This is a genomic window from Azospirillum sp. VT-I1 (genome assembly GCF_055698305.1).
Genome location: NZ_CP168804.1, coordinates 1 through 13,664 on the forward strand (window position 1 = coordinate 1; position 13,664 = coordinate 13,664).

Here is a 13,664-nt window from a genome sequence, read left to right on the forward strand (position 1 = left end):
CAGCGCATCGCGGTCGCCCGCGCCCTGCTGCACGAGCCCGGCTGGCTCTACCTGGACGAGGCGACCTCGGCTTGCGACCCGGAGACGGAGGAGCGGCTCTACCGCCTGCTGCGCGAACGCCTGTCCGGCACCGCCCTGGTCAGCGTCGGTCACCGACCGAGCCTCGCCGCCTTCCACGACCGCAGGCTGACGGTGCACCGCAACGGTGAGGGGACGGCGGAGCTGGTGGCGGCAGGGTGACCTTGACTTACCCCTGCCGCAGGATCGCCTGTTGGAAGCGCAGCACCCGGTTGTTGACGATCTGGTCGAGCACCGAGCGCGCTTCGCCGAAGACCGGCTCGGTCCACCGCTTCGCCTTGGTTGCGGCGGCCACAGCTTCGCACAATGAGGAAAAGCTGAAGCTGCCGCCCCCGGCGGGCCGCCGGCGAACAGGTTGGCCAGCGCCGTCACCTCCAGTTGGGTCAGGTGGGGATAGAAATCAGCGATCAGCCCCTTGCGGATGCGATAGATGGCCGACGCCGTGCCGGCGGCGTTTCGGGACAGCGCCGTCGGGTAACGGCGGTAACGCAGCAGGGGCTTCTTCACGTTGGTGAAAACGGCGCCGGCCCGCATGCGATCGATCCAGAAGGCAAGATCACCGCCGGACACATAGGCCTGGTTCCAGCGGATCCGATGCTTCATGACGAAGTCGCGGCGGAACACGGAGGTCGGGTCATAGATGTTCCGCGCCGCCTCCAGGAACAGCGCCTTGATGTCGCAATCGGCAACGGGGGCGTCGCTCGCCCCGGTGTCGTCGCCGAACATCTCCAGATCGGCGCCGCAGACCGTCACCTCGGGCCGGCTGTCCAACACCGCCACCTGCAGCGCCAGGCGATCGGGTGCCGAGATGTCGTCGCTGTCCATGCGCGCGACAAATTCCCCCTCCGCCAGCGCCAGCCCGACATTGAGGATGCCCGACAGGCCGAGCTGCACCGGATTGCGGAAGACCTTCAGCCGCGATCCCCCATGGCAAGCACCCGGTCGGCCGTCCCGTCGGTCGATCCGTCGTCCAGCACCAGAAGCTCGAAGTCACCATAGGTCTGGGCCAGGATCGACTCCACGGCCTCCTCGACATACGCCGCCGCGTTCCAGGCAGGCAGCAGAACCGAGACGCGCGGAGCCATTCAACAATCCTCGAAATGGAATCGGCACAACCAAGCATGGAAGCGCCTTAGGATCATACTGCACATCCGCGCGCCTCCGCCAGCAGCCACTGCCGGAACGCGGCGAAGGGCGGGTGGTTGGCCTTGCCGCGGGGGTGGACCAGGTAATAGGCACGCGCGCTGCGGTGCGGCCGGTCGATGGCCGGGACCAGGGTGCCGTCCTCAAGCTCGGCGCGGACCAGCAGGGTCGGCAGCAACGCCACGCCCAGCCCGGCCTCCGCCGCCTGGGCGGTGGTGGCGAACTGTTCGAACACCATGCCGGCGCCGGGACGGGGCGCAAGGCCCTGGGCCGACAGCCACTGGTTCCAGGCGTCGGCGCGGGTGCTGGTGTGCAGAAGCGGCAGCGCCGGCAGGTCGGCCGGCTCCGCCACCGGATGCGCCGCAAGGAAGGCGGGGGAGCAGACCGGCAGCACCTCCTCGTCCAGCAGATGGTCGCAGACGGCGTCGGGCCAGTCGCCGAAGCCGTAATGGATCGCGGCGTCCAGGTCGTGCAGGCGGAAGTCGAAGGGCGCCAGCTTGGTGGTGAAGTGGATCGTCACCTGCGGGTGCGCCGCCTGGAAGGCCGGCAGCCGCGGCACCAGCCAGCGCGTGCCGAAGGTCGGCAGGATGGCAAGGTTCAGCACGCCGCCCTTGGGTGCGGCGATGGTCCGCACGGTGGCCGCCGCGATCTGGCGCAGCGCGTCGCGGATCGGGTCGGCATAGAGCGCCCCGGTCGGGGTCAGGCTCACCCGCTGGCCCTTGCGGGTGAACAGCGGGGTGCCGATCTGGTCCTCCAGCGCCTTGACCTGCCGGCTGACTGCCCCTTGCGTCAGCGACAGCTCCGCCGCCGCCGCGGTGAAGCTGCCGGTGCGGGCCGCCGCCTCGAAGGCGGTCAGCATGCTCATGGAGGAGGAGGCGGCGCTGCAGATCCATGACCGCTTCATTACCAAAGCTCATGACCTGTGGAAAGAAAGTCGTTTGCACCCTGGCGCCGGGCGCGGCACGGTCGGTATCCTGGAGATCCGGAACAATTCCCACAGGCAGGGCGGGGCGGCATCGCGATGAAGACCGGTGGTCAGTTGATCGTCGAGGCGCTGGAGGCGCAGGGCGTGCGGCGGGTGTTCGGCGTTCCGGGCGAGAGCTATCTCGCCGTGCTGGACGCCCTGCACGACAGCCCGATCGAGATGGTCGTCGCCCGTCACGAAGGCGGTGCTGCGATGATGGCGGAGGCGCAGGCGAAGCTGACCGGCCGCCCCGGCGTCTGCCTCGTCACCCGCGGCCCCGGCGCCACCAACGGCGCGTCGGGCATCCATGTCGCCCAGCAGGACGAGACGCCGCTGGTCGTGCTGGTCGGCCAGATCGAGCGCGGCATGCGCGGCCGCGACGCCTTCCAGGAGGTCGATTACGGCAAGCTGTTCGGCGGCATGTGCAAGTGGGTCGCGGAGATCGACAGCGCCGACCGTGTGCCGGAGATGATCTCGCGCGCCTTCCACACCGCGATGGCCGGCCGCCCCGGCCCGGTGGTGCTGGCCCTGCCGGAGGACACGCTGACCGAGACCGCGGACGTGGCCGCGGCCCCGCTGGCCGTGGCGGTGGACAGCGCGCCGACGCCGGCCCAGGTGGCCGCCTTCGGCGATCTGCTGGGCAAGGCGGAACGGCCGCTGCTGGTCGTCGGCGGCTCCCGCTGGACCGAGGAGTCTGTCGCCGCGCTCCGGGACTTCGCCGAGCGGCTGTCGCTGCCGGTGGCGGTCACCTTCCGCCGCCAGATGCTGTTCGACCATTGCCACCCGCTCTATGCCGGCGACATCGGGCTGGGCATCAACCCGAAGCTGACGGCGCTGGTCAAGGACAGCGACCTGCTGATCTTGCTGGGCGACCGCTTCTCCGAAGTGCCGTCGCAGGGTTACGGGCTGCTCGGCATCCCCGATCCCGGCAAGGCGGTGGTGCATGTCCACCCCGGCGCTGAGGAGATCGGCCGCGTCCATCGCCCGACGCTGGGCATGGTCGCCACGCCGGCCGCCTTCCTGGAGGCGATGGCCGGCCTCACCCTGGCGGCGAACCCCGGCTGGGCCGCCCGCGCCGAAGCCGCCCATGCCGCCTACGAGGCGTGGAGCACGCCGCCCGACGCCGGTCCCGGCGAGGTGCAGATGGGCCGCATCATGGCGTGGCTCGACGACCGGCTGAAAGATGACGCCATCTTCACCAACGGCGCCGGCAACTACGCCACCTGGATCCATCGCTTCCACCGCTTCCGCCGGTTCGGCACCCAGGTGGCGCCGGCCTGCGGTTCGATGGGTTACGGCCTGCCCGCCGCCATCGCCGCCAAGCTGCAGCACCGCACCCGCGACGTGCTGTGCTTCGCCGGCGACGGCTGCTTCCAGATGACCGGTCTGGAGTTCGGCACCGCCGTGCAGGAAGGCGCCGCCGTCATCGTGCTGGTCGTCGACAACGGCATGTACGGCACCATCCGCATGCATCAGGAGCGCGAATATCCCGGCCGCGTGTCCGGCACGCAGCTGAAGAACCCAGATTTCGCCGCTTTCGCCCGCGCCTATGGCGGCCATGGCGAAACGGTGGAGACCACCGACCAGTTCGCCCCGGCCTTCGAACGCGCCCGCGCGTCCGGCCTGCCGGCGATCATCCACATCAAGCTCGACCCCGAAGCCCTGACCCCCAGCCGGACGCTTTCCGAAATCCGTGCGGCGGGAAAGGGGACGTGATTTAGGAAACTTACCCTCTCCCGTCCCGGGAGAGGGAGGGGCCCCACGAAGTGGGGAGGGTGAGGGGCGACCAAGAATCCGGAACCGCATGGTTCCTTGCACTCCCCTCACCCTTCCCACCGCTTCGCGGCGGGCCCCTTCCCTCTCCCGGGGCGGGAGAGGGAACATCTAACGCCTCGCTTTTTGACCCAAGGAGCCACCCCGGTGCAGCACAGCGACATCCTCTCCCGTTTCGGCCTGACCTCCAGCGGAGCCGGGCTGACCGCCCGGTCGCCGGTCGACGGCGCCACGCTCGCCACGGTGGCGGAGACCGCTCCGTCGCAGGTGTCGGACATCGTCGCCAACGCCGCCCGCGCCTTCGAGGCATGGCGCTCCGTGCCGGCCCCGCGCCGCGGCGAGCTGGTCCGCCTGCTGGGCGAGGAACTGCGCGCCGCCAAGGAGGATCTCGGCCGTCTGGTTTCGCTGGAGGCCGGCAAGATCTACCAGGAAGGCCTGGGCGAAGTGCAGGAGATGATCGACATCTGCGACTTCGCCGTCGGGCTGTCGCGCCAGCTCTACGGCCTGACCATCGCCTCGGAGCGTCCGGGCCACTCGATGCGCGAGACCTGGCACCCGGCCGGCCCCTGCCTCGTCATCTCCGCCTTCAACTTCCCGGTGGCGGTGTGGTCGTGGAACGCGGCGCTGGCGCTGGTCTGCGGCGACCCGGTCGTCTGGAAGCCGTCGGAGAAGACCCCGCTGACCGCCGCGGCCTGCCAGGTGATCTTCGAGCGCGCCGTCGCCCGTTTCGGCGATGCGCCGGCCAACCTGTCCCAGGTCGTCCAGGGCGGCCGTGAGATCGGCGAGGCGCTGGTCGCCCACCCCGGCTTCCCCATCGTCTCGGCCACCGGCTCCACCCGCATGGGCCGCGAGGTCGCCAAGGTGGTGGCGGAGCGCTTCGGCCGCTCGATCCTGGAGCTGGGCGGCAACAACGCCATGATCGTGGCACCGTCGGCCGACCTCGACATGGCGCTGCGCGCCATCCTGTTCTCCGCCGTCGGCACCTGCGGCCAGCGCTGCACCACGCTGCGCCGGCTGATCGTCCACCGCTCGGTCAAGGACCAGCTGCTGCCGCGCCTGAAGGCGGCCTACGCCTCCGTTCCGATCGGCAGCCCGCTGGAGTCCGGCGTGCTGATGGGCCCGCTGGTCGATGCCGACGCCTTCAAGGCGATGCAGCGCGCGCTGGAGGCCGCCAAGGCCGAGGGCGGCACGGTGAGCGGCGGCGAGCGCACGCTGACCGACCGCTTCCCCGACGCCTACTACGTCACGCCGGCCATCGTCGAGATGCCGGGCCAGACCGAGGTGGTGCGTCACGAGACCTTCGCGCCGATCCTCTATGTCCTGACCTACGACACGCTGGAGGAAGCCATCGCGCTGCAGAACGCGGTTCCGCAGGGCCTGTCCTCCTGCATCTTCTCCACCGACGTCCGTGAGACGGAGCGCTTCCTGTCGGCCGCCGGGTCCGACTGCGGCATCGCCAACGTCAACATCGGTCCCAGCGGTGCGGAGATCGGCGGCGCCTTCGGCGGCGAGAAGGAGACCGGCGGCGGCCGCGAGTCCGGCTCCGACGCCTGGAAGGCCTACATGCGCCGCCAGACCGCGACGGTGAACTACTCCTCCGCGCTGCCGCTGGCCCAGGGCATCAAGTTCGAGATCATGGGCTGATCGACGGCTGAGGCACACCACCCCGCGGCGTCATCGCCCCTTGCGACCGGCCCCGCCTGGCGCGACACTTCCGCCATGAACGGTCGGGAGCATGGGGCGATGGCGGATGCGGCGGCTCATACGCTTCTGGCACGCCTGCAGTCCCTGCGGGCGGCGCCGGAACCGCTGGCGGCCCTGCTGGCCGACCTGCGCGGGATCGAGCATGGCGGCGATCCACGCTTTGCCATGACTCTCGACCATTATCTGGAAAGCTGGCTGGGCAGCCGGCCGCGCGAAGTGTTCCGGCTCGCCGGTCCCCGCCTGCTGGTCCTCGCCCCGGCCGAGGCCGCCCCGCTGCTCGACGCCGGGGCACGGGCACTGGCGCACACCCTGCTGTCCCACGGTTTCGGCACGTTGCGCACCGCCAGCTACGATATGGCGACGGACGCCGAGCGCCTGTTCGCCGACCTCTTCCCCAACGACGCCACCGCCGCCCTGCGCGAAGCGGCGGAACGCGCGCCGACCGCGGCGCTCGCCCATCTGCTGGAGGTGGAGCGGGTCCTGCACGGCGCCGACATCGACAGCATCGTCCGCGAACAGCCGGTCTGGTCCTTCTCCGAAGACGGCCCGGCGGTCGTCACCACGGAACTGGCCGTGTCGCTGGAGGAGCTGGAATCCCGCCTCTCCCTGTCGCTCCGCCGCGATTCCTGGCTGCGGCACGAGGTGGCGGTGCGGCTCGACCGCGGGCTGTTGCGCCATATCGCCCGCGACCGCGGCCAGGATCCCCGCCCCTTCGCCATCGACCTGCACACCGCCACCGTGCTGGAGGACGGCTTCGACGATCTGGCGCGCTCGATCCCGGCGGAGATGCGCGGCCGGATCACCGCCGAGCTTCCCTGCTGGGAATTCTCCCTCGCCCCGGCACGGGTGGCCGCGGCGGCCGGGCGGCTGGCCGATGCCGGCTTCGCCGTGGCGCTCGACCATGTGCCGATGACGGCGCTGGGCGGGCTGGATTTGGGCGGGCTGGAACCCGCATTCATCAAAACGCAGTGGATCCGCGGGACCGCCAGTGCGGCCGATCTGCTGGCCGCCGCCGTCGCCCGGTTCGGGACCGAACGGCTGGTCCTCTGGCGCTGCGACGAACCCGCGGCATTGGAAACCGGACGCACTGCCGGGGTCAGCCTGTTCCAGGGCCGCGCGGCGGATGCCGCCGCCGCCGCTCCCCGGCACCCAACCGAAAGGTCGCAACTCCCCGTGGCGGAGGAACCGGAAGAGCCCGCCGTAGCCGAAACGGCGGAAGCCGCACCGCCCCCGCATCCCGGCCTGCTCGGCCGCCTGTTCGGGCGCGGCTGACCGCCGCAGGATGGCTGGCGAGGTCAGGCCAGACACCCGCCACCCCCGATTGACAGCCGGTCATTACGGGTTCCTAATGATTAAAATGCCAATGAAAGACGAAGGCGTCGGATGTCCATCCAAACGCCCGGCCAAACGCCCGGCCAAGCGCCCGCCAAACCCGCCCGCCCTGCGGCATCGCCCCGTTCCACCGGCCTGCTGAACGCCACGGCCGTCGGACTTCTCGGTGCGGTCGCGCTCCTGTCCTACATCGGCCTCGGCCATGGGATGGGGGTGCTGTGGAACCCGACCGGGGCCGTCATCATCGCCGGCGGCATCGCCGTTTCCGCCCTGATGGCCTTCCGGGCGAGCGAGCTGCGCGCCGCCCTCGCCGCCCTCCGCGCCATCTTCCGGGAGGACGAGTCCATCGCCGCCGACATCGCGGAGCTGGTGGCCTTCGCCCGGCTCTACCAGCGCAGCCAAATCCAGCGGGCGGAGGAACAGGGGACCAGGGCCGGCAGCCCGTTCCTGCGGCTGGGTCTGCAGCTGATCGCCGACGGCACGCCGGTCAACGACATCCTGCATGTGATGAACTGGCGCATCCAGAAGCTGATCGAGCGGGAATCGGTGCAGTCGCGCCTGTTCCGCACGCTGGCCGGGCTGGCCCCGGCCTTCGGGCTGCTGGCGACGCTGGTCGGTCTGATCGGCATGATGGCACAGCTGGGCACCGCCACCATCGCGCAGGTGGGAGAACACATGTCGGTGGCGCTGGTGGCGACGCTCTATGGCGTCGTGCTGGCCAACCTCGTCTTCAAGCCGATCGCCATCAAGCTGGAACAGCGCACCGCGCGGCGGGTGGCGATGCTGAACGTGCTGCTGGAGGGAATCATCCTGGTGCGGCTCGGCCGCTCGCCGACGGTGATCGCCGACGCGCTGGCCGAATTCGTGCGCGAGCGCGGGGACGAACTCCATGGCACCTCGTGACGACAGGCCCCCGGACGGCGCCCTCTCTCCGGACGATGCGCGGGATCTCGCGTCCCCGACCTGGATGACCGGGGTCGGGACCGGCCTCGGGGCGGCCGGCGGCCCGCCGCAGGCCGGAGCGGAGGACGACCAGGAGATCTGGCTGCTCAGCTACTCCGACCTCGTCACGCTGCTGCTGTCGGTGTTCGTCATGCTGCTGGCGATCACCAGCGTGAAGGACCAGCTGCCGACCACGCCGCAGCCGGAAAGCCCCGCCGTGGCCGTCCAGGCGGAGGCGCCGCTTGCTCCCCTGTTCGACGAACCGGCACCGGCCGCGCCGGCCGAACCAGCGCCGCCCGATGCGCGCCCGCGCCTGGACGACGGGGAGGTGGCGGTGACCGCACCCGACCGGGTGGCGGCACAGTGGCGCGATACCCTGGCGAAGCTGGGGGTGCCGCCCAGCGTGGCAGTCGACGTGCGGCAGAACCGGGTCGGCATCGTCATCGGCGAAGGGATCCTGTTCGCCCCCGGACAGGCGGACCTGACGCCGGGCGGCGACGGCCTGCTGCGCCGGCTGGCCCCGACCCTGACGGCGACGCGCGGCGAGGTGGTGGTTGAAGGGCACAGCGACTCCACGCCCATCGGCAACCGCCGCTTCCCCTCCAACTGGGAGCTGTCGGGCGGGCGGGCGGCCAGCGTGGTGCGGCGGCTGATCGACCTCGGCCTGCCGCCGGACCGGTTGTCGGCGGTCGGCTTCGCCGACACCCGGCCGCTCGCCACCGGAACAGATCCGGCATCGATGGCGCGCAACCGCCGCGTCGCCATCACCATCCAGGCCGACGGCCTTCCGGAGGGCCATGGCGATGGTCGTCCGGCCGCGCAAAGCCCCGGCCGGGCGATTCCATAGGGGCAGGGTTTGATTTGACGCAATGCCGCAACGCAACGAAGGGGGTTATGCTGGGATCCGGTGGTCGATCTGGTTGACGCATTGCCCTCCACCCCCCACGGCGCCGCCCCACGGGAGCAATCCACGGGAGCATCCAGGCGCCCCTTCCCCTTCCTCCGGGGGAAGGCGGGGCGGGGCCTTTCCGCTTGCCGCCTTAGGAAGACAAAAGCTGCCGGGATGGGTCGGCAAACGCCACCAGCAGTTCGGCCGCCACCAGGGCTGCGATCACCTCCGGCCGCTTGTCGGCAGTCAGCGCCGCACCGATGGGACAGGTCAGACGCTCCAGCGCACTCGCATCGCGACCGCGTGCCCGGAACCAGCGCTCGAACTTCGCGCGTTTCGTTGCCGAGCCGATCATGCCGACATAGGCGGCGTCGCCCCGGCGCAGCGCCGCCTCGGCGATCTCGAAGTCCAGCGCATGGCTGTGGGTCAGCACCAGATAGCCAGCACCGGCAGGGGCGCCCGCCAGCGCATCGAGCGGGCTGTCGGTCAGGATGCGCTCCACGCCTGCCGGGATCGCCTCGGGAAATTCCTGCGCCCGGCCGTCGATCCAGGTCAGGCGCAGCGGCAGCGGGGCGAAGGCCGTCGCCATCGCCCGCCCCACATGGCCGGCGCCGAACAGCAGCAGGCTGGGACACGCCGCCAACGCCCGGCTCTCCCGTTCCCGCAGGGCGGCCGCGGTGCCGCCGTCGGCCCGCTCCAGCCGCAGCACGACATGCCCGCCGCAGCACTGCCCGGTTGCCGGCCCCAGGGGCAGGTCGAGCGTTTCGGCGGCGGTTCCGTCCTCCAGCATCCGCCGCGCGGCGGCGATGGCCGTCCATTCCAGCCGTCCGCCGCCGACTGTGCCGACGCAGGTCTCCCGCCCCACCAGCATCCCGGCCCCCTCCTCCCGCGGGGTGGAGCCGCGCGCCTCGGCGACGGTGACGAGAATGGCGGGTGCGCCGCGGGACAGCCAGTCGGAGAGGGTGGCGGAGAGTGCGGTCATGGTTGGGGTTCTGCTTGCCCCCGGGAAACGCCCACCCGCTCCCGCAGCGCCGCGATGCAGCTCAGCACCCGCTCCGGCGTGGCCGGCGCGTCCAGACGCGGGCACACCCGGTGCCCGGCGACGCTCGCCACCGCGTCCGACAGGGCGTGGAACACCGACATGCCCAGCATGAAGGGCGGTTCGCCCACCGCCTTGGAGCGGAAGATGGTGTCCTCGCGGTTCGGCGCATTCTCAAGCAGCGCGACGTTGAACACGCGCGGGCGGTCCGAGCAGGCCGGGATCTTGTAGGTGCTGGGCGCATGGGTGCGCAGGCGCCCCTGCCCGTCCCACCACAGCTCCTCCATGGTCAGCCAGCCCATGCCCTGGATGAAGCCGCCCTCGATCTGCCCCCTGTCGATGGCCGGGTTCAGCGAGCGGCCGCAATCATGCAGGATATCGACCCGATCGACGACATATTCGCCGGTCAGCGTGTCCACCGTCACCTCGGCGCAAGCCGCGCCATAGGCGAAATAGTAGAAGGGCGTGCCGCGCCCGGCCGCGCGGTCCCAATGGATCTTCGGCGTCTTGTAGAAGCCGGTGGCCGACAGCTGCACCCGCGCCATATAGGCGGCGCGCACCAGATCGGCGAAGCTCATGTCATGGTCGCCGACCCGCACCCGGTTGCGCCCGAACTGCACCGCGTCGGGCGACACGTCCCACTTCTCCGCAGCGAAGGCGACCAGCCGCTCCCTGATGGTCCGGGCCGCCGCCTGCGCCGCCTTGCCGTTGAGGTCGGAGCCCGACGACGCCGCGGTGGCCGACGTGTTGGGCACCTTGCCGGTGCTGGTGGCGGTCGGGCGGATGGTGGAGATGTCGACCTGGAACTCCTCCGCCACCACCTGGGCGACCTTGGTGTAGAGCCCCTGCCCCATCTCGATGCCGGCATGGTTCAGCTGGATGCTGCCGTCGGTGTAGACATGGACCAGCGCGCCGGCCTGATTGTAATGGCTGGCGGTGAAGGAGATGCCGAACTTCACCGGCGTCAGCGCCAGCCCCTTGCGCAGGATGCGGCTGGTGGCGTTGAGGGCGCGGATTTCCTCCCGGCGCGTCCAGTAACCGCTGCTGTCCTCAAGCTGCGCGATCAACTGCGGCAGGATGTTGTCGGTGACGGTCTGGTGATAGGGCGTCAGGTTGCGGTCCCCTCCCTCGGCATCGGTCCCGTAGAAGTTCCGCTTGCGGATCTCCAGCGGGTCCTTGCCCAGCGCGAAGGCGATCTCGTCGATCACCCGTTCCGCCGCGACCATCCCCTGCGGCCCGCCGAAGCCGCGGAAGGCGGTGTTGGACACCGTGTTCGTCTTCAGCGGCAGCGATTCCAACCGCGCCGCCGGATAGAAATAGCCGTTGTCGGCATGGAACAGCGCGCGGTCGGTCACCGGGCCGGACAGGTCGGCGGCATAGCCGGCACGCGCCGCGAACAGCATGTCCACGCCCTGGATCAGCCCGCTGTCGTCGAAGCCGACGCGATAGTCGATCTCGAAGTCATGGCGCTTGCCGGTGATCTGGAAATCGTCGTCGCGGTCGGGGCGCAGCTTGGCGGCCCGGCCGGTGCGCCTGGCGACCAGGGCGGTGCAGGCGGCGAACAGGTTCGATTGCGTCTCCTTGCCGCCGAAACCGCCGCCCATCCGCCGCACCTCCACCGTCACCGCGGCGTCCGGCAGGTCCAGAACATGGGCGACGATGTGCTGCACTTCCGTCGGATGCTGGGTGGAGACATGGATCAGCACCTCGCCATCTTCGCCGGGCACCGCCATGGCGATCTGGCTTTCCAGGTAGAAATGCTCCTGCCCGCCGATGGCGAGCCGCCCCTCCACCCGATGGGGCGCCGCGGCCAGCGCAGCATCGGCATCGCCGACCCGCAAGGTCATCGGCGGGGTGACGAGCGTCCGCTCGCCGTCGCGGGCGGCGGCGATGGTCAGGACGGCCGGCAGCTCTTCATACTCGACCACCGCCAGCCTGGCGGCGCGGCGGGCCTGATCGCGGGTTTCGGCGGCGACGGCGAAGATCGGCTGGCCGACATGCTCGACCAGGGATGAGGCGAACAGCGGCTCGTCATGCTTGCCCATGCAGCCGATGTCGTTCACCCCCGGCACGTCTTCGGCGGTGAGGACCGCCACCACGCCCGGAGCCTGCCGGACCGGCGACAGGTCGATGGAGCGGATGCACGCATGCGCCCGGCTGCTGAGACCGAGATAGACGTGCAGCAGCCCGGCCGGCTCGGCGATGTCGTCGACATAGACCGCCTCGCCGCTGACATGCTTGTGGGCGCTTTCGTGCCGGCGGGAGTCGTGGACGGCGCCCTCGATCCGGGCCGCAGGCACGATTGGGGTCGTCACGTCAGGCATGTGCAAGCCTCCGGTCGCCGACCAGACGGGTGTCCGCCGTCGGGTCGCTGGTCTCGACATACAGCTTCATCAGCAAATTCGCGGCCACCATGGAGCGATAGCCCGCGCTGGCCCGCCAGTCGCTCAGCGGCGTGTAGTCGCCGGCCAGCGCGTCCATCGCCTGGGTGACGGTCTCCTCGGTCCAATGGCGGCCGAGCAGCACCGCTTCGGCCCCGCTGGCGCGTTTCGGCGTGCCGGCCATGCCGCCGAAGGCGATGCGGATGTCGGCCACCCGCCCCTCGCCGTCCAGCGTCAGGCGGAAGGCGCCGCAGACGGCGGAGATGTCCTGATCGAAGCGCTTGGCGATCTTGTAGGCACGGAAGCGCACCCCCGCCGCCGGTTTGGGCAGGATCACCGCCTCAACGAATTCGCCCTCGCGGCGGTCCTGCTTGCCGTATTCGATGAAGAAGTCCTCCAGCGGCAGCTCGCGCGTCTCGCCGCCACGGCGCAGGCGCAGGGTGGCGCCGCAGGCGATCAGCGCCGGCGGCGTGTCGCCGATGGGGGAGCCGTTGGCGATGTTGCCGCCGATGGTGCCCATGTTGCGCACCTGCTCCGCCCCGATGCGGCGGATCAGCTCGCCGAAATCGGGATAGAGCGCGGCGATCCGCTCCGCCCCGTCGCTGTAGGTCACGCCGGCCCCGATCACCAGCGCATCGCCGCGATCCTCGATCCGCCGCAGGTCGCGGACCCGGCCGGTATAGATCACCGTCGCCAGCACGCGCTGGAACTTGGTCACCCACAGCCCGACATCGGTCGCCCCCGCCACGATGGTGGCGCCGGGATTGTCGAGCAGGAGCTGCGCCAGCTGCGGCACCGTGGCCGGCGCCAGGAACCGCCGCCCGCCGGCGCCGACGCTGAGGATCTCCTCGTCCCGCAGGGCCGTCAGCTTTTCCGTCCACGCCTCGCGGTCGGCAAAGCGGTCGGTCGTCCTGTCACCGATCTCGTACATGGCGTGGGCGGCGCGGACGATGGGCTCATAGCCGGTGCAGCGGCACAGGTTGCCGGCCAGCGCGTCGTCGATGCGCTGGCCGTCCGGGCGCTCCTCGTTCAGGTAGAGCGCCAGCAGCGACATGACGAAGCCGGGCGTGCAGAAGCCGCATTGCGAGCCGTGGCAATCGACCATCGCCTGCTGCACCGGGTGCAGCGCGCCGTCCGGCCCCTTCAGATGCTCCACCGTCAGCAGCCGGCAGCCGTCCAGCGTGGCAAGGAAGCGGATGCAGGCGTTCACCGCCTCATAGCGCAGCGTGTCGCCGTCCAGCCGCCCGACCACCACGGTGCAGGCGCCGCAATCGCCCTCCGCACAGCCTTCCTTGGTGCCGACCCGCCGTTCCGACAGCCGCAGCCAGTCCAGCACCGTCAGGGTCGGATCGACCGCGTCGATCTCCCGAAGCTCGTCGCCGAGATAGAAGCGGAGGCGCTGGCGCATGGCTGCTCCCG

10 protein-coding genes and 2 pseudogenes are annotated in these 13,664 nt (G+C 70.7%); 6 read left to right on the plus strand and 6 right to left on the minus strand.

What is annotated here, in order from left to right:
* Positions 1 to 240, plus strand: a pseudogene (locus AB8P05_RS22495) (ABC transporter ATP-binding protein/permease); the annotation flags it as partial.
* Positions 241 to 876: 636 nt separating this feature from the next.
* On the opposite strand, the pseudogene AB8P05_RS22500 reads toward AB8P05_RS22495, so the two are convergent.
* From AB8P05_RS22500 to gcvA, 3 genes and pseudogenes are all read right to left on the minus strand, one after another.
* A pseudogene (locus tag AB8P05_RS22500) lies at positions 877 to 972 on the minus strand (glycosyltransferase family 2 protein); the annotation flags it as partial.
* A 17-nt stretch (positions 973 to 989) separates the two neighbouring features.
* On the minus strand, positions 990 to 1,163 hold the full coding sequence (locus AB8P05_RS22505) for a glycosyltransferase family 2 protein (protein ID WP_472760962.1): 174 nt from the start codon (positions 1,161 to 1,163) through the stop codon (positions 990 to 992).
* Between the two features lie 53 nt (positions 1,164 to 1,216).
* Positions 1,217 to 2,125 (minus strand): transcriptional regulator GcvA, encoded by a 909-nt coding sequence (gene gcvA / locus AB8P05_RS22510; protein ID WP_472760963.1) that lies wholly within the window; start codon positions 2,123 to 2,125, stop codon positions 1,217 to 1,219.
* 117 nt (positions 2,126 to 2,242) lie between these two features.
* Between gcvA and AB8P05_RS22515 the strand changes: the two genes are divergently transcribed.
* The 5 genes from AB8P05_RS22515 to AB8P05_RS22535 all read left to right on the plus strand — a co-directional run bounded on the left by AB8P05_RS22515 (position 2,243) and on the right by AB8P05_RS22535 (position 8,783).
* Positions 2,243 to 3,901 (plus strand): thiamine pyrophosphate-binding protein, encoded by a 1,659-nt coding sequence (locus AB8P05_RS22515; protein ID WP_472760947.1) that lies wholly within the window; start codon positions 2,243 to 2,245, stop codon positions 3,899 to 3,901.
* 204 nt (positions 3,902 to 4,105) lie between these two features.
* Positions 4,106 to 5,602: an L-piperidine-6-carboxylate dehydrogenase gene (amaB, locus tag AB8P05_RS22520; protein WP_472760948.1), complete on the plus strand. Its 1,497-nt coding sequence runs from the start codon at positions 4,106 to 4,108 to the stop codon at positions 5,600 to 5,602.
* A 75-nt stretch (positions 5,603 to 5,677) separates the two neighbouring features.
* On the plus strand, positions 5,678 to 6,934 hold the full coding sequence (locus AB8P05_RS22525) for a hypothetical protein (RefSeq protein WP_472760949.1): 1,257 nt from the start codon (positions 5,678 to 5,680) through the stop codon (positions 6,932 to 6,934).
* A 111-nt stretch (positions 6,935 to 7,045) separates the two neighbouring features.
* Positions 7,046 to 7,897, plus strand: a complete 852-nt coding sequence (locus AB8P05_RS22530) for a motility protein A (protein WP_472760950.1) — start codon at positions 7,046 to 7,048, stop codon at positions 7,895 to 7,897.
* Positions 7,884 to 8,783: an OmpA/MotB family protein gene (locus tag AB8P05_RS22535; RefSeq protein WP_472760951.1), complete on the plus strand. Its 900-nt coding sequence runs from the start codon at positions 7,884 to 7,886 to the stop codon at positions 8,781 to 8,783. Before AB8P05_RS22530 ends, AB8P05_RS22535 begins: the two co-directional genes overlap by 14 nt.
* Positions 8,784 to 8,976: 193 nt before the next feature.
* Here the strand turns inward: AB8P05_RS22535 and xdhC are convergent, their stop codons facing one another.
* The 3 genes from xdhC to xdhA are packed head-to-tail and all read right to left on the minus strand — an operon-like array spanning position 8,977 to position 13,653.
* Positions 8,977 to 9,807: a xanthine dehydrogenase accessory protein XdhC gene (gene xdhC, locus AB8P05_RS22540; RefSeq protein WP_472760952.1), complete on the minus strand. Its 831-nt coding sequence runs from the start codon at positions 9,805 to 9,807 to the stop codon at positions 8,977 to 8,979.
* Positions 9,804 to 12,188: a xanthine dehydrogenase molybdopterin binding subunit gene (gene xdhB, locus AB8P05_RS22545; RefSeq protein WP_472760953.1), complete on the minus strand. Its 2,385-nt coding sequence runs from the start codon at positions 12,186 to 12,188 to the stop codon at positions 9,804 to 9,806. Before xdhB ends, xdhC begins: the two co-directional genes overlap by 4 nt.
* On the minus strand, positions 12,181 to 13,653 hold the full coding sequence (gene xdhA / locus AB8P05_RS22550) for a xanthine dehydrogenase small subunit (RefSeq protein ID WP_472760954.1): 1,473 nt from the start codon (positions 13,651 to 13,653) through the stop codon (positions 12,181 to 12,183). The genes xdhB and xdhA overlap by 8 nt, the downstream gene beginning before the upstream one ends.
* Positions 13,654 to 13,664 lie beyond the last annotated feature (11 nt).

Bases quoted from the DNA above. Each gene is read 5' to 3' on its own strand.
- AB8P05_RS22505 (WP_472760962.1), bottom strand. From the start codon at position 1,163: ATGGCTCCGCGCGTCTCGGTTCTGCTGCCTGCCTGGAACGCGGCGGCG.
- gcvA (WP_472760963.1), bottom strand. From the start codon at position 2,125: ATGAAGCGGTCATGGATCTGCAGCGCCGCCTCCTCCTCCATGAGCATG.
- AB8P05_RS22515 (WP_472760947.1), top strand. From the start codon at position 2,243: ATGAAGACCGGTGGTCAGTTGATCGTCGAGGCGCTGGAGGCGCAGGGC.
- AB8P05_RS22525 (WP_472760949.1), top strand. From the start codon at position 5,678: ATGAACGGTCGGGAGCATGGGGCGATGGCGGATGCGGCGGCTCATACG.
- AB8P05_RS22530 (WP_472760950.1), top strand. From the start codon at position 7,046: ATGTCCATCCAAACGCCCGGCCAAACGCCCGGCCAAGCGCCCGCCAAA.
- AB8P05_RS22535 (WP_472760951.1), top strand. From the start codon at position 7,884: ATGGCACCTCGTGACGACAGGCCCCCGGACGGCGCCCTCTCTCCGGAC.
- xdhC (WP_472760952.1), bottom strand. From the start codon at position 9,807: ATGACCGCACTCTCCGCCACCCTCTCCGACTGGCTGTCCCGCGGCGCA.
- xdhB (WP_472760953.1), bottom strand. From the start codon at position 12,188: ATGCCTGACGTGACGACCCCAATCGTGCCTGCGGCCCGGATCGAGGGC.
- xdhA (WP_472760954.1), bottom strand. From the start codon at position 13,653: ATGCGCCAGCGCCTCCGCTTCTATCTCGGCGACGAGCTTCGGGAGATC.